The following is a 15,402-nucleotide window of genomic DNA, read 5'->3' on the forward strand; positions in this document are numbered from 1 at the left end:
CATGGCGAATGAGCGGGTAAGCCTGCCCGTTACCGGCATGACCTGTGCCAATTGCGCGGCCAACATCGAACGGAGTGTAAAAAAGTTGTCCGGCGTTTCCGGGGTTGAGGTGAATTTTGCCTCTGAGCAGCTCTCGGCGGATATTGATGACGAGCAGGTAAATATTGATGATGTCGTCGGTCGGGTGCAAAAAGCCGGCTACGGGGTGGCCACCGCCAGCCAAGAGCTGGCGGTCACGGGTATGACCTGCGCCAACTGTGTGGCCACGGTTGAGCGGGTGCTGAATCAGAAAGTGCCCGGTGTGGTGTCTGCTTCGGTTAATTTTGCCACTGAAACGGCCAGCGTGGAATACCTGCCTTCGGTGACCAGCCCGGAGGACATGATCTCAGCCATCGAAAGGGCGGGTTACGGGGTATCACTGATTGGCGAGGATTCGGCAGAAGATGCCGAGGCGGCGGCCCGGGAGGCGGAGGTCCGGGATCAAACCCGGAAATTTTTGATCGGTGCGGCATTTACGCTGCCCCTCTTTATTCTCTCCATGGGGCGGGATATGGGGTTTTTCGGTGCATGGGCCCACGGGGCGGCGGTTAACTGGCTTTTTCTGGTTCTCGCCACGCCGGTCCAGTTCTACACCGGGTGGGATTACTATGTGGGTGGGTTCCGCAGCCTCCGGAACAAAAGCGCGAATATGGATGTTCTGGTCGCGATGGGGTCATCCGTGGCCTATTTTTATTCTTTTTTTGTGCTTTTATTTCCTATGCTCGAAGATCATGTCTATTTTGAAACCGCCGCTGTGATCATCACCCTGATCAAGCTGGGCAAACTTTTGGAGGTTCGGGCCAAACGAAAAACCGGCGGCGCCATTCGCAATCTGTTGGGCTTGCAGCCCAATACCGCAAGCATTCTGCGCAATGATCAGGAAGTTGAGATAGCGGTGGACCAAGTGCGGATCGGGGATGTGGTGGTGGTCCGGCCGGGGGATCGCATCCCTGTGGACGGCCGGGTCCGGAGCGGCTCATCTGCTGTGGATGAATCCATGCTGACCGGTGAGCCGGTGCCGGTCGACAAAGCGGCCGGCGATCCGCTGACCGGTGGTACGATCAATCAAAACGGGATGCTGCATTTTGAAGCCACGCGCGTGGGCAAGGATACCGTGCTGGCCCAGATCGTGGACCTGGTACAGAAGGCCCAGGGCAGTAAGGCACCGATTCAGGCGGTGGCGGATCGGGTGGCGGCCTATTTCGTGCCCGCGGTGATCGGGGGGCCGTGTTAACATTCATTATTTGGCTTTTGCTGACCGCCGCGTTTGTTCCCTCCATGATCCGGCTGGTGGCGGTTTTGGTGATCGCCTGTCCCTGCGCACTTGGGCTTGCCACGCCCACGGCCATGATGGCGGGCATGGGAAAAGGGGCAGAAAAGGGGATTTTATTTAAAAGCAGCGAAATCCTGGAGACCGCCGCGCGTCTTAATACACTGGTACTTGATAAAACCGGAACGCTCACGCTGGGTGAACCATCGGTATTTGATGTGCTGCCGGTTGAGGATAGTGTGAATTCGGCGGATACGCTATTGCAGATCGCCGCTTCAGTTGAGGCCGGCTCAGAACATCCGATCGGCCGGGCGATCGTGGCTGCAGCGAACGAAAAATCCCTGGAAAAGCTTTCCGCGGAAAATTTTAAGGCTCATGGCGGCAGCGGGGTCGAGGCGGTTGTTGACGGAGCGCTGATCACCATCGGCCGCCCGGATTGGCTGGAAAGAGAGAATATTGATTTTTCGCCGGTGGAAGATGATATCCGCTCACTTCAGGACAAGGGCCTTACAGTGATTTCCGTTATCCGGGAGAGCCAGCTGCTGGGTCTTATTTCCCTTGGCGATAAGCTAAAGCCCGATTCCCGGGAGGCGGTGGATCAGCTCCATGTCATGGGGCACCGTGTGCTCATGCTGACCGGCGACAACACGGCGACAGCGCAGGCCATTGCACGCCAGCTGGGCATTGATAACGTCGTCGCCGAGGTGCGGCCGGATGAAAAGGCTGCGCGCATCCAGGAACTCCAGTCCCCCGGCCAGCTTATCGGCATGGTGGGAGATGGCATTAATGACGCCCCGGCCCTGGCCCAGGCGGATGTTGGGTTTGCCATTGGCTCCGGGACGGATGTGGCCATTGAAACAGCCGGCGTGATTTTAAGCAGGGGCAGTGTGACAGGGGTTCCGATCGCGGTGCGCTTGAGCCGCCGCACCATGCGCACCGTGCGGCAGAATCTGTTCTGGGCATTCGGCTATAATACGGTATTGATTCCGGTGGCTGCCGGGATTCTGATGCCCTTTGCCTGGGCGCCGGCATTTCTGCAGCAGCTTCATCCCATGCTCGCCGCACTTGCCATGTCGTTAAGCTCTATATCGGTGGTAACCAATAGTCTGATGCTTTATAAATGGAAAATATAAAATCGAAAGGAGGCCCATTATGAATTTGGATAAAGCTGTTTTTCGGATAGCCGGAATCATTATTCTGATCAGTGTGCTCCTGGCCGCGGTGCACACTAAATACTGGCTGATATTGACCGCCTTTGTGGCCGTCAATATGCTCCAGGCCACATATACCGCTTTCTGCCCCTCGGCCAAGGTGTTTAAAATATTTGGCATAAAGCCCGGCCGGATTTTTGATTGAGCGGAACATCCGGTTTTTTGCCGGTTTAAACAAACGGGGTTGAATTTCGCCGTTAAGGCGATTTATTCCGCCGCGCCGATTCGTACTCGTACTCGTGCCCGTACTCCTAATCGGCTTTTGATCTTTTCGAGTACGATTACGAGTACGAGAACCGTCCCGCTCGCGCGGGACTGAGTAAGATTAAGTTACTTAGAAGTATTCCCCTCGGGCCGTGCGCCCGGGACCGAGCTAAAAATAACTTTAAAGGCACTGAGGCACGGTAAATTTGTTCTGTCTATTTTTCAGGCGGGCACGGTGGCCCGCCCTACGAATGGGGAAAAACCCGATCCATCGTAGGGTCGGCCACCGTGCCGACCATAAATTCTTGATTTCATTCACCTAATACTTAACACCGAATACCTAATACCTAAAACCCGTGAAGTTACTTAAAAGTGAGGACTTGGTTTGTCAGAAAAAGACATAAGCGGCCTGATCATTTACTCCATGGACGGCTGCCCTTTCTGCCAGAAGGCCACGGCCTTTCTGGCGGAAAAGGGAATTGCCTATACGGAAATACCGGTGGCACCGGGATCAGATGCCTGGGAGGAGATGAAGCGGGTCGCGGGTAGTGAGTATACCCCGCAGATTTTAATTAATGGCGATCCCATCGGCGGATATGCCGATCTGGTCAATCTCTATACCACCGGCGAGGTGACGGAGCGCCTGGGGCTGTCCCCGGCCGGAGAGCCGGTTGAACTCTATGATGTGATTATTATCGGCGGCGGGCCGGCGGGTTTAAACGCCGCCCTGTACGGGGCCCGAAAAGTTTTAAAGATCCTGCTCATCACCGAGGATATCGGCGGCCAGCTGCGCGATACCTGGGAAATCGACAACTACCTGGGCTATTCCGGCGAGGCGCTTGAGCTGATCGAAAAATTCGAATCCCACGTGGATAACTATGATATCCAAAAACGAGTGGGCAGCAAAGTCGCCTCTCTGGATCTCACCGGCCGGATCAAATCCGTTAAAACCGATGACGGCGAAATATGCTACACCAAAACCGTGATCCTCGCCATGGGAAAGCGCCCAAAGACCCTGAATGTTCCCGGAGAAACCGATTTTCTGGGTCGCGGTGTGGCCTATTGTTCCACCTGCGATGCGCCGTTTTACACGGATGCCAATGTCGCGGTCATTGGCGGCGGCAATTCCGCTCTGGAGGCGGTGATCGATTTGGACAAAGTGGCCCGCCGGGTCTATATGGTCTCCCTTACCGAACTGACCGGTGATCCGATTCTACAGAACCGGGTGCGGACCTTTTCCAAAGTGCATCTCTATACGCGCCACAATACGACCCGGATCATCGGGGAGGAAAGCGTTGCGGGCATTGAAATTGAATCCCTGGACACCGGGGAAAAGATTCGGCTCGATGTGGAAGGCGTGTTTGTGGAGATCGGTTTGCTCTCCAATTCAAAGCTGATTATCGGCACGCTTTTGACCAATCAGATGGGCGAGATCATCGTGGACAATGAGTGCCGGACCGGCATCCCCGGGGTGTTCGCCTGCGGGGATGTGACCAGCGTGCCGTTTAAACAGGTCACCATAGCTGCCGGCGAGGGGGCCAAAGCCGCGCTTGCCGCCTATAGCTATTTGCTTACCGAGCGCTGAATGAGTTTGCCTGAAATGAAAGACCGGCTGGAGGGGCTTTATGAAAAGTTCAATCAGCGCCGGTATGTGCATCCCGACCCGCTGGAATGCGTATATGAATATGATGATCCGGCGGATCGCGAGATTGCGGCATTAATCGCCGCATCCCTGGCATACGGGCAGGTGCGCCAGATTTTAAAAAGCGTCTCAGATGTGCTTTCCCGGATGGGGCCATCGCCGTACGCCTATTTGATGGATGAGCGCGCCGCCCGGATTCAGTCGGATATGGCCGGGTTTGTGCATCGCTTTGCCCGGGGGGCTCACGTGGCCGCCCTTTTAACCGGAATCCGAAAAACCCTTAAGCAACACGGTTCCCTTCAGCAATCTTTCAGAGTCTGCCTTGCAGATGATGAGCCAACCATTTGGCCGGCGCTCTGCCGGTTTAGCGAAACCCTTCGCCATGACAGCGCCTGCGGTGCCCCCGGTCATTTGCTGGCCTGCCCGGAGAAGGGTTCGGCCTGCAAGCGGCTGAATCTTTTTCTGCGCTGGATGGTCCGTAAAGACCGGGTCGATCCCGGCGGATGGCCGGATGTGCCCGCTTCCATGCTCATAATCCCGCTGGATACGCATATGTTTAGAATCTGCCGGAAACTCGGGCTGACCGCGCGCAATCAGCCCAATATGCGGACGGCCATTGAGATTACGGAAGCCTTCCGCCAATGGGCGCCTCAGGATCCGGTCAAATATGATTTCACCCTGAGCCGCTTCGGCATCCGCAAGGACCTGGCCGGGCAGGCGGATGAATATTTTGCATAGCCGGAATTTTTTATTGACCCATACCGAAACCTATGTTACTTACTTCTGTTAATTCAAATACCATAAATGTGGGGATGTAGCTCAGATGGGAGAGCGCGGCGTTCGCAACGCCGAGGTCAGGGGTTCGATCCCCCTCATCTCCACCATTGCCGCAAACCGCAGCCTGCCGTCGGCATCACTTGATAAAACTATTATCCAAGGATGCCGCAAATAATCGGAGACCTTGAAATGCCCCGCAGCGCGGAAATAGAAAGAAAGACCAAGGAAACCCAGATTCTGGCCAAGCTTGATGTGGACGGCTCCGGTAAAAGCGAGATCAGCACGGGGGTTCCGTTTTTCGATCATATGCTGGATTTGTTCTCTGTTCATGGGTTCTTCGACCTCACGCTGAAAGCCACCGGCGATGTGGCGGTTGATTATCATCATACGGTGGAGGATGTGGGCATCGTGCTGGGGGATGCCATCCGCGAGTCCCTGGGCGAGCGAAAAGGCATCCGGAGATACGGCCATGCCGTCACTCCGATGGATGATACGCTGGCGGAAGTTACCATTGATCTGTCCAATCGGCCCTATCTGGCCTATCATCTGCCGGATGCGTTTCAGCCGAAATTTGCGGATTTGGCAACCGAGTTCTTCCGCTCCATTGCCAATCATGCGGGAATGAATCTGCATGTCAACGTGCGCTACGGGCATAACGATCACCATGTCACCGAGGCGATTTTCAAGTCCTTCGGCCGGGCGCTGGACCAGGCGGTATCTCTGGATGAACGCATTTCCCGGGTACACTCCACCAAGGGAACTATTTAAATCTTTCCGGGTAGAAAACCATGATCATTATTCCGGCAATTGATATCAAAGGCGGCCGCTGTGTCCGTCTGGCGCAGGGCCGCATGGATGAAGAGACGGTCTATTCGGATGATCCGGCCGCAATGGCGATGCGCTGGGAAAAAGACGGCGCGGGTCGCCTGCATGTGGTGGATCTTGACGGGGCGATTGAAAAAAAGCCCAAAAACCTGCCGCAGATCCGCGCCATTATTGATGCCGTGGAGATTCCGGTTCAGGTCGGGGGCGGTATCCGGGATATGGAGACCCTCCGCATGTATCTGGAAAGCGGCGTGGACCGGGTGGTTATCGGCACCGAGGCCATCCGTAACCCGGATCTGGTCAGGCAGGCCTGTCAGGCTTACCCGGATCGGATCGTTGTGGGCATTGATGCAAGAGGCGGCCGGGTGGCCATTGAAGGCTGGACGGAAACCACCGACGCAAGTGCCGTGGAACTGGCCCGACAGTTTGAGCACAGCGGGGTGGCGGCGATTAATTTTACCGATATCGAGCGCGACGGCATGCGCACCGGGCCGAATATTAAAGAAACCCGCCGGCTGGCCGAGTCCGTGTCGATTCCTGTGGTCGCATCCGGCGGGGTTTCATCCCTGGATGATATCAAAGCCCTGCTGCCGCTGGCTTCTGCCGGGGTGGTCGGGGTGATCATCGGCAAAGCCCTGTATGACGGCAATGTGGATCTGCCTGCCGCAGTAAGGCTTGTAAGCGGGGCTTCTAAGTAACTTGACGGGTTTTAGGTATTAGGTATTAGGTATTAGGTGTAAAATTCAAGGTTTCAGTGTTCAGATCTGAAGCATTTTGGCTCGCTCGCATAATATTTCCTGAAACCTGAAACCTGAAACCTATCATCCATTGCCCCTGAAAATTGACAGTCTCGTAAAAAGTCGATTTAGAGATGGCAAAGCAAAATGTTCAAGATCGCGGCGCGCAAATCCCGAGGAATGCAGCGTACTTACTCGTACGTGAAATTCCGAGGGATGCAGCGCAACAAAGATATTGGACTTTTTGCTTTGCCATCAAAATTGGTTAAATCAATTTGACAGATCGTATATTAGGATTTAATTTCTTTAGTTACGGTTAATGTGATGCGACAGGGCGGTTCAGGCCTGACTGCCCGAGACTTTTCCCCGCCCATATTGTCGTCTGGGTGCACCAAACATCTGCGGAGTGCGTTTATTGGCGATTTATATCCCGGAAGATAAGCTTGCTGAGATCCGAAATACCACTGATATTGTGGATGTTGTCTCTGAGCGGGTGGCACTGAAAAAAACCGGGAAAGACTATACCGGGCTCTGCCCCTTTCATTCAGAAAAGACCCCCTCCTTTACAGTGAGTTCCACCAAGCAGATATTCTATTGTTTCGGCTGCGGCGCCGGGGGGGATGTTTTTAACTTTTTGATCCGGTTTGAGGGCATCAGTTTTCCGGAGGCAGCGCAGTCCCTGGCGCGTCAATGCGGTATTGAGCTGCCCACACGTCATATGAGCGCATCGGAGAAACAGGCGGTCTCCGAGCGGGAAAAGCTCTTTGATATCAATAAAAAGGTGCTGGCCTATTACCGGAATCAGCTGCTGCGGCAGCCGGCCGGGGAAAAAGCCCGTGCCTATCTGGAGAACCGGGGCTTTAGCCGCGAAATTATCGATCGGTTCGGATTGGGCTATGCGCCGGAAGGCTGGGACAACCTGATCCGCTTGTTTAGAAAAGAGCAGATTCCGGTCAGCCTGGCCGAAAAGGCCGGGCTGATTGTGCCGCGTTCATCCAAGACCGGCTATTATGATCGGTTCCGCAACCGCATCATGTTCCCGATCGTTGATGCAACCCGCCGGATCATTGCTTTTGGCGGCCGTGTTTTGGATGACGCCACGCCCAAGTATTTGAATTCTCCGGAGACGCCCATATACAGCAAAAGCAGCTCCTTATACGGCATCCATGCAGCCAGGGAGAAATGCCGGGAGACCGGCATCGTATACATTGTGGAGGGCTATTTCGATATTTTGGCCATGCATCAGCACGGCATTGCTAACAGTGTGGCCACCCTGGGCACGTCTTTGACCACCGGGCATATCCGGATGTTAAGGCGCGGGTATGCGAAAAAGGCAAGGCTCGTGTTTGATTCGGATACTGCCGGTATAAAGGCCGCGCACCGCAGCATCGGCCTGTTTATGAATGAATCCGTGGATGTTGAGATTATCGTGCTGCCTGCCGGTGAGGACCCGGATTCTTTTTTGTTTGCCCACGGCGCGGATGCTTTTTTCGAGTATGCGGAGGCGGCCAGGGGCGCTATTGAATTTTTGATGGAATCCGCCATTAGTGCCCACGGGCTTTCCATGCAGGGGAAAATTCGGGTTGTTGATGAATTAAAGCAGCCCCTGGCGGATATTCGGGACAGTGTGGCCCGGTCGATTTATATCCGGCACCTGGCCGAGCGTTTGGGCGTGGATGAATCGGCGATTTTAGAGCGGGTGCGGGCGGCCAGGAAACAGCAGGACAAAGCGCCGCAAAAAAAGCGCCCGATATCTCAAAATTCCGGGACTGACACCGCTGAAAAGCCGGCTCTTGTGAAAAACCGGCTGGAAGCGCGGATGGTGGCCATGATGCTTCAGTATCCCGAAATCGTGCCAAGTATTGAAAATCAGCAAATCACTGATTATTTTGAAGACATACAGCTAAAAGAACTCGCTGAACTGATTTTATCCCATCCTCCGAAATCGACAGATGATATTTCAGAACTGCTGAATCGGATACCGGATAACGCCCAAAGACAGCTTGTCGCTTCGCTGGCAATGGGCAAGGAATGCTGGGATGAAACGAGCTGTGAAAAACTGGTGGCTCAGTTTAAGGGCAGTTGGAAACGTCGCCATCAGGAGCTTTTGGATCAGATCAAGGCAGCTGAGCAAAACAAGGATCATGAGCTGCTGTTTAAATTATTAAAGGAAAAACAGAAACAGGCGATAAAAACCGGTTGAGAGCATTTTTCTGTTATAAAAGCATATCGTTTCAGGAGGTTTATCCCTATGGCAAAGAAACCCACTGATTCCCGTGGACCTGCCAATCGAGACAAAAAAAAGGAAAAGATTGATGAGCTTGTGACCAAGGGCAAGCGGCAGGGATATCTGACCTATGACCAGATCAGCCAAGTGCTGCCCCAGGAGATGATGTCTCCGGAGCAGCTTGATGAAACGCTGATGTGGTTTGATGATCTGGATATTGAGGTAGTCGAAAAGCATAAAAAGATTTCCGATGCTGAGAAAAAGAACGAAGGCGAAAGCGATAAATTGTCAGAGAGTGAGGAGGCCGATGAGGTCGCCGCCTTTGGCACGGTAACGGATCCCGTGAAAATGTATCTGCGGGAAATGGGACTGGTGACCCTGCTTTCCCGGGAAGGTGAAATTGAAATCGCCAAAAAAATCGAGGCCGGTGAACAGGAAGTGCTGCGCGCCATGCTGGAGACCACTTTAGGCATCGACAGCATCATTAATCTGGGCGAGCAGATTGCCGCCGGCACCCTGCGGCCCAAACACGTGCTCCGCGACATTGATGAGGGCGATACCATTGTCGATGAATCGATTCAGATTGAAAAGTTCCTTGAAACCATTGACCAGATCAAGCAGATCGACGAGGAAAACCAGGAGCTTCGGGAGAAAACCTTTTTCGAGGATCAGCCCCCGGATGCCCGCCGCCGCACCAAGCGGGCCATTCGACGGCGAAACCGGAAAATTTTTGAACTTCTGAAGGACTGGCGGCTTGAGACGGATGTCATCGATGAGATCGAGAAGAAAATCAATGCCCAGGTAGAGTGGTTTGACACCACCCAAAAGGTGTTCTGCCAGTGCGCGGCTGTATTTGATGCGCCTTTGAGTAATGTCCGGGAAAAGATCGAGAAAAAGGATGAGGATGAGTTTGTCGAATGGGCCTGTACTTGTACCAGTATCGACAAGGGCGAGGTCCGGACCCTGTTCTATGATATCAAAAAGATTCAGCACCAGATTGAGTACCGGGAGCGCGAAATCAAGGCGGACATCCGGTCCCTCAAGCGCATTGTAAGCAATATCGAAGAAGGCCGCATGAAGGCCAAAACCGCCAAGAAGGAACTGGTTCAGGCCAATCTGCGCTTAGTTGTCTCAATCGCCAAAAAATATACCAACCGGGGGCTGCAATTCCTGGATCTGATCCAGGAAGGCAATATCGGATTGATGAAGGCGGTGGACAAATTTGAATACCGCCGGGGATATAAGTTCAGCACCTATGCGACCTGGTGGATCCGCCAGGCCATTACCCGGGCCATTGCAGATCAGGCCCGCACCATCCGGATTCCGGTGCACATGATTGAAACCATCAACAAGCTGATCCGGACCTCACGCTACCTGGTCCAGGAACTGGGCCGGGAGCCCACGCCCGAAGAGATTGCGGAAAAAATGGAGGTGCCGCTTGACAAGGTCCGCAAGGTGTTAAAGATCGCGCGAGAGCCCATATCCCTTGAAACCCCGATCGGTGAAGAGGATGACAGCCATCTGGGCGACTTTATCGAGGACAAGTCCTTTATGCTGCCCTCGGATGCGGCGGTGAGCTTAAACCTGGCTGAGCAGACCCGAAAGGTGCTGGCTACCTTGACGCCCCGGGAGGAAAAGGTGCTTAGGATGCGATTTGGCATCGGCGAAAAGGCGGATCATACACTGGAAGAGGTGGGCAGCGATTTTGCCGTAACGCGGGAGCGGATTCGGCAGATCGAAGCCAAGGCTCTTCGCAAACTGCGGCATCCGACCCGCAGCCGGAAGCTCAAAAACTTTATTGAGTCCTCGTGATCGACTGCAGCGGCTGCGGACCAAGGTAAATTGGTTCTATGTATTTTCCGGGCAGGCACGGTGGCTTGCTCTACGCGACACAATAATGTCCACATTTTGTGGGGTCGGCCACCGTGCCGACCTTACTATGCAGTTTTGTAAAAAGTCGATGCTGAGATGGCAAAGCAAAATGTTCAAGATCGCGGCGCGCAAATCCCGAGGAATGCAGCGTACTTGCTCGTACGTGAAATTCCGGGGGATGAAGCGCAACAAAGATATTGGACTTTTTGCGAAGCCATCAGGCTTGACAAACGGATTCTGACGAGATACCAAGAGGTGGCTTTTACGTGCAGGTTTGAACGGATTTGCGGGCCCATAGCTCAGCTGGCAGAGCCACCGGCTCATAACCGGTCGGTCCCTGGTTCGAATCCAGGTGGGCCCACCACCCGGCGGGCGGGCTTTATGATGTGTCTGCATGCCGGCCGGCCGAAAACAAAAAGAGGGGACGTGGGGCCTTGCCCAAAAACAAGAAATCATATGGATTGAATCAAAGGCGTGGGAGTAAAATCCCACGCCTTTTTTTGTCGCCTGAACCTCTATGTCTGGTAAAGCATAAAACAATGATCAGGATAATCAAATGACCCTGGTATCTGATGTCATCAATTTAATGAATGAACTGGCGCCGCCGAAGCTGGCGGAAGAATGGGACAACCCCGGCCTTCAGGCCGGAAGCCCGGCATGGCCGGTTAAAAAGATCATGGTGGCCCTGGATGCCACGCCGGCGGTGGTAAATAACGCCTGTCAGCAGAATGCGGATCTTCTGATCACCCATCATCCCTTTATTTTTAAGGCCATGAAACAGCTTGATTACAGCACGCCGCTGGGCCGGATGATCGAGACCGCAATGAACCACCGGCTTTCCATATTTTCGGCCCACACCAACCTGGACTGGACCGCCGGCGGCTTAAACGATCAATTCGCCGAAATGATCGGCCTGAAGAATGTATCGGTGCTGGCGGCACCGGCGCAGGCAGCTGAGGCCTCGCCGGAAAGCGGTCAGGGCCGCATGGGGGAGCTTGAGCCGCCCTTAGATCTTGCCGGTTTTGCCGGAAATATCAAGGCGGCCTTGAAACTTCAGACCCTTCGCGTGACCGGCCCCTTTGATATGATGGTCAGCCGGGTGGCCGTTTGTACCGGCGGCGGGTCCGGTCTGATGGATGCGTTTTTTGCCAGCAAAGCCCATGTATTTGTCACCGGCGATCTCAGATATCATGATGCCCGCAATGCCGAGCTTTACAATCGCGGTCTGATCGATGCGGGCCATTTTGCCACAGAGCATATTGTTGTGGATCTGCTTTGCCGCAAGCTTTCGGACGGATTGGCGGAAAAAGGCCACGAGGTATCAGTTATCGGCTCGGACAAGGAAAGCGAGCCGTTTATTAATTTTTAGGGTTCATATTTATTGTGGTCCCTTTGGCATTTATGCTATAAGCCGGACTTCAAATTTTAGCCGGATTGATTTGAGGACAGGCCCGGTGAAAATTGAATAACCCATCAGTCGGATTGGGAAGATTGAAATGGACAGCCATACATTAAAAGAGCAGATTGAGTTGCTGATCGATCTCCAGGGCAAAGAGATCGCGGCCGCCCAAATAGACGCCGAACTTAAAAAAATTCCGGCGCAGATTTCAGAGATGGATGCCGGCCTGGCGGAGATAGAGAAAAGGTTCGAAGAAGAGAAGGCCTCACTGGAATCTTTAAAGAAAACCTATCGAACCCAGGAAGCCGATATCCAGACCCATCAATCCCGCATTCAAAAACGGGAATCCCAGCTTCGATCGGTTAAAACCAACCAGGAGTATCGGGCCATATTAAAAGAGATTGGCGGTATTAAAGCCGAAGCCTCCAGAATCGAAGATAATATGCTCCAATGCCTTGATGACACGGAGGCGGCGGAAAAAGGTATTGCTGAAATGAGCCGCGAATACAAGCAGGAGCAGGCGCAGATTTCCGAAAAAAAGGCTGAACTGGAAGCCTATGCCGAATCCCGGCGCAAGGCCCGGGATAAGCTTTTGGCGGAGCGTGATGAGATTATGCAGCATATTCATGCGGATATGCTTAAACGGTATAATTTTGTCAAGCAGCAGACCGGCGGGGTGAAGGTCATTGTGGCCGCGCGGGAGGGCATCTGCATGGGGTGTAACATGAACATCCCGCCCCAGCTTTATAATGAACTCCACCGCGGTGATGAGATGAAATTCTGTCCGCATTGTCATCGTATGCTTTATGTTTTATAATTAATATGCGGTCGACGGTGTCCAAACGCTCGCTGGATATTATATCCGGAGGAAAGTCCGAACACCGCAGGGCAGGGTGCTCCATAACGTGGAGTCACGGCAACGTGAAGGCCAGTGCCACAGAAACTATACCGCCCCGTGGTCTTCTTGTTGCCGCTTGCGCGGCAATAAGAGAACTGCCGGGGTAAGGGTGCAACGGTGCGGTAAGAGCGCACCAGGTCCCCGGGCGACCGGGGGCGCTCGGTAAACCCCACCCGGTGCAAGACCAAGTAGGGAAGCGTTTTAGGGTGGCCCGCCCGAGCTTCCGGGTAGGTCGCAAGAGATAACGGGCAACCGTTATCCGGAGATGAATGATCGTTGGCCGCGTCAGGGTGACCTGGCTGCGGCAACAGAATTCGGCTTACGGGCACCGCCGGCCGCATATTTTTAATCAGAAGGCTCTGGAAAATGTTAAAAATAGAAGATCTTGTCGTTAAAATCGGGGATAAAACCATTTTGGACCGGATTAATATGGAAATTCCCGAGGGGGAGACCCACATCCTGTTCGGTCCCAACGGCTCGGGCAAAACCTCCCTGATGATGACCATCATGGGATTTTCCGGCTACGAGGTGAGCAGCGGCCGCATCCTGTTCAAAGGCGAAGATATCACCCATATGCCGATCCATGAGCGTGCCAGACTGGGAATCGGCGTTTCCTTTCAGCGCCCGCCCACCATAGCCGGGCTTAAAACCAAGGATGTGGTTTCGCTATGCGCCCGCGGCCGGGATGTGGATGTCGAATCACTGGCGGATCAGGTGAACTTCTCCCAGTTTCTGGATCGGGATGTGAACCGCAATTTTTCCGGCGGGGAAATCAAGCGCTCGGAGATGCTTCAGTTAATGGCCCAGCAGCCGGATCTGGTGCTTCTGGATGAGCCGGAATCCGGCGTGGATCTTGAAAATATTGTCCTGCTGGGCGATATCGTCAATACGCTGCTTGAAAGAGGGATTAAGTGCCCAAGAACCCTCACCCCCACCCCGCATCGCAAACCGCGGACCAAATCCGCCCTGGTGATTACGCATACCGGACACATCCTTGACTACATTACGGCAGACCAGGGGCAGGTCCTATATGACGGTCATTTATGCTGCCTTAAAAATCCCCGGGAAATTCTTAAGTGGATACGGGAATATGGATATGAGGAGTGTGTGCGATGCGCGATAGTGTAGACAAGAAAAAATCCCTCGACGCGGATTTGAAGCAATATAAACCATCATCCGGGGGCCATGCCTATATTGAAGACCTGCAACTGGCGGACAAAGACGACTCCCAACGCTGGATTAACGTTGGCGTGGATATTTCAGAGCATAACCGGGCGGCGACTTTCATTCAAAAGGACAGCTCCGTGATCCATTCCCGGGCCAGGACCGAAGGGGTGGAAATGCTCTCCATCAGCGATGCCCTGGAAAAGTATGACTGGCTGCAGGGTTATATGTGGCAGCATCTTTCCCCGGACAAGGATGCCTATACCGCGCAGGCCACACAGATGCCGTATAACGGCTATTTCATCCATGCAAGGGCGGGCGCAAAAATCGAGCAGCCGCTCCAATCCTGTTTGTATATGGCCGAAGACGGGGCGGTTCAGAATGTCCATAACATCGTGATCGCTGAAGAAAACTCGGAAATGCACATTATCACCGGCTGCGCCACGGCTTCGCATGCCATGTCCGGCCTGCATCTGGGGGTATCGGAGTTTTATGTGAAAAAAGGCGCGGTGGTTCATTTTACGATGATCCATGACTGGGGCGCGGAGGTCAATGTGCGGCCGCGCACGGCGATCCACGTGGAAGAGGGCGGAGTTATCGTATCCAATTATATTTCGCTTCGCCCGGTGGGATCTCTGGAGATGAACCCCCTGACCATCCTGGACGGCCCGGGCGCGGTGGCCCGGTTTAACAGCATACTGGTTGCCACCCATGACTCCTGGCTGGATGTGGGCTCGCGGGTGATGTTAAACCACCCGGATACCCGGGCGGAAATTATTTCCAGAGGCATCACCGCCGGCGGGACCATCATCGCCCGCGGCGAGCTTGTGGGCAAGGTGGCCGGCTGCAAGGGGCATCTGGAATGCAAGGGGTTGATTTTAAAGGACGGCCTGATGCACGCCATTCCGGAGCTCCAGGGCTATGTGCCGGGGGTGGATATGTCCCATGAGGCGGCGGTGGGCAAAATTGATCAGGGGGAGATTGAGTATCTGATGGCCCGGGGCCTTGACGAGGACGAGGCGGTGTCAACCATTGTTCGCGGGTTTTTAAATGTAAATATCGAGGGGCTTCCGCCGGCGCTGGCTGCGGAGATTGATAAGGCCGTAACCGAAACCCAGAAGGATATGATGTAGGCGC

The 15,402-nt window shown here is 54.0% G+C and carries 13 protein-coding genes, 2 tRNA genes and 1 other RNA gene; all 16 read left to right on the top strand.

Annotated features, from left to right (window positions below):
* Position 1: 1 nt before the first annotated feature.
* The 16 genes from U5L07_01235 to U5L07_01310 all read left to right on the top strand — a co-directional run bounded on the left by U5L07_01235 (position 2) and on the right by U5L07_01310 (position 15,398).
* On the top strand, positions 2–1,273 hold the full coding sequence (locus U5L07_01235) for an HAD-IC family P-type ATPase (protein ID MDZ7830356.1): 1,272 nt from the start codon (positions 2–4) through the stop codon (positions 1,271–1,273).
* Entirely contained in the window at positions 1,267–2,442 is a 1,176-nt protein-coding gene (locus U5L07_01240; GenBank protein MDZ7830357.1) for a heavy metal translocating P-type ATPase, read from the top strand. Before U5L07_01235 ends, U5L07_01240 begins: the two co-directional genes overlap by 7 nt.
* A 19-nt stretch (positions 2,443–2,461) precedes the next feature.
* Positions 2,462–2,665, top strand: a complete 204-nt coding sequence (locus tag U5L07_01245) for a DUF2892 domain-containing protein (protein ID MDZ7830358.1) — start codon at positions 2,462–2,464, stop codon at positions 2,663–2,665.
* Between the two features lie 444 nt (positions 2,666–3,109).
* Positions 3,110–4,309, top strand: coding sequence for an FAD-dependent oxidoreductase (locus U5L07_01250; protein MDZ7830359.1), 1,200 nt, complete (start codon positions 3,110–3,112; stop codon positions 4,307–4,309).
* The gene (locus U5L07_01255; GenBank protein ID MDZ7830360.1) at positions 4,310–5,104 is read left to right on the top strand and encodes a TIGR02757 family protein; all 795 of its coding nucleotides are present in this window, start codon (positions 4,310–4,312) and stop codon (positions 5,102–5,104) included. It begins immediately after the preceding gene.
* Between the two features lie 70 nt (positions 5,105–5,174).
* Positions 5,175–5,250, top strand: a tRNA-Ala gene (locus U5L07_01260).
* Positions 5,251–5,332: 82 nt separating this feature from the next.
* Entirely contained in the window at positions 5,333–5,911 is a 579-nt protein-coding gene (hisB, locus tag U5L07_01265) for an imidazoleglycerol-phosphate dehydratase HisB (GenBank protein ID MDZ7830361.1), read from the top strand.
* A 20-nt stretch (positions 5,912–5,931) separates the two neighbouring features.
* Positions 5,932–6,666 carry a 1-(5-phosphoribosyl)-5-[(5-phosphoribosylamino)methylideneamino]imidazole-4-carboxamide isomerase gene (hisA, locus tag U5L07_01270; GenBank protein ID MDZ7830362.1) on the top strand — a complete coding sequence of 245 codons (735 nt, stop codon included), beginning with the start codon at positions 5,932–5,934 and terminating at the stop codon, positions 6,664–6,666.
* Between the two features lie 454 nt (positions 6,667–7,120).
* Entirely contained in the window at positions 7,121–8,908 is a 1,788-nt protein-coding gene (gene dnaG / locus U5L07_01275; GenBank protein ID MDZ7830363.1) for a DNA primase, read from the top strand.
* A 48-nt stretch (positions 8,909–8,956) separates the two neighbouring features.
* Complete coding sequence (gene rpoD / locus U5L07_01280) at positions 8,957–10,744, top strand: RNA polymerase sigma factor RpoD (protein ID MDZ7830364.1); 1,788 nt, start codon at positions 8,957–8,959, stop codon at positions 10,742–10,744.
* A 348-nt stretch (positions 10,745–11,092) separates the two neighbouring features.
* Positions 11,093–11,168 (top strand) — tRNA-Ile (locus tag U5L07_01285).
* Between the two features lie 192 nt (positions 11,169–11,360).
* Positions 11,361–12,173: a Nif3-like dinuclear metal center hexameric protein gene (locus tag U5L07_01290; protein ID MDZ7830365.1), complete on the top strand. Its 813-nt coding sequence runs from the start codon at positions 11,361–11,363 to the stop codon at positions 12,171–12,173.
* A gap of 127 nt (positions 12,174–12,300) precedes the next feature.
* Positions 12,301–13,020 carry a C4-type zinc ribbon domain-containing protein gene (locus tag U5L07_01295; GenBank protein ID MDZ7830366.1) on the top strand — a complete coding sequence of 240 codons (720 nt, stop codon included), beginning with the start codon at positions 12,301–12,303 and terminating at the stop codon, positions 13,018–13,020.
* Positions 13,021–13,033: 13 nt separating this feature from the next.
* An RNA gene (gene rnpB, locus U5L07_01300) (RNase P RNA component class A) lies at positions 13,034–13,438 on the top strand.
* Between the two features lie 29 nt (positions 13,439–13,467).
* Positions 13,468–14,229, top strand: coding sequence for an ABC transporter ATP-binding protein (locus tag U5L07_01305; protein MDZ7830367.1), 762 nt, complete (start codon positions 13,468–13,470; stop codon positions 14,227–14,229).
* On the top strand, positions 14,214–15,398 hold the full coding sequence (locus U5L07_01310; GenBank protein ID MDZ7830368.1) for a SufD family Fe-S cluster assembly protein: 1,185 nt from the start codon (positions 14,214–14,216) through the stop codon (positions 15,396–15,398). Before U5L07_01305 ends, U5L07_01310 begins: the two co-directional genes overlap by 16 nt.
* The last annotated feature ends 4 nt before the right edge of the window (positions 15,399–15,402 follow it).

It is taken from the genome of Desulfobacterales bacterium (assembly GCA_034520365.1).
Classification (GTDB): domain Bacteria; phylum Desulfobacterota; class Desulfobacteria; order Desulfobacterales; family Desulfosalsimonadaceae; genus M55B175.

Bases quoted from the DNA above. Each gene is read 5' to 3' on its own strand.
- U5L07_01295 (MDZ7830366.1), top strand. From the start codon at position 12,301: ATGGACAGCCATACATTAAAAGAGCAGATTGAGTTGCTGATCGATCTC.
- U5L07_01245 (MDZ7830358.1), top strand. From the start codon at position 2,462: ATGAATTTGGATAAAGCTGTTTTTCGGATAGCCGGAATCATTATTCTG.
- U5L07_01290 (MDZ7830365.1), top strand. From the start codon at position 11,361: ATGACCCTGGTATCTGATGTCATCAATTTAATGAATGAACTGGCGCCG.
- U5L07_01310 (MDZ7830368.1), top strand. From the start codon at position 14,214: ATGCGCGATAGTGTAGACAAGAAAAAATCCCTCGACGCGGATTTGAAG.
- U5L07_01235 (MDZ7830356.1), top strand. From the start codon at position 2: ATGGCGAATGAGCGGGTAAGCCTGCCCGTTACCGGCATGACCTGTGCC.
- U5L07_01305 (MDZ7830367.1), top strand. From the start codon at position 13,468: ATGTTAAAAATAGAAGATCTTGTCGTTAAAATCGGGGATAAAACCATT.
- U5L07_01255 (MDZ7830360.1), top strand. From the start codon at position 4,310: ATGAGTTTGCCTGAAATGAAAGACCGGCTGGAGGGGCTTTATGAAAAG.
- rpoD (MDZ7830364.1), top strand. From the start codon at position 8,957: ATGGCAAAGAAACCCACTGATTCCCGTGGACCTGCCAATCGAGACAAA.
- hisB (MDZ7830361.1), top strand. From the start codon at position 5,333: ATGCCCCGCAGCGCGGAAATAGAAAGAAAGACCAAGGAAACCCAGATT.
- hisA (MDZ7830362.1), top strand. From the start codon at position 5,932: ATGATCATTATTCCGGCAATTGATATCAAAGGCGGCCGCTGTGTCCGT.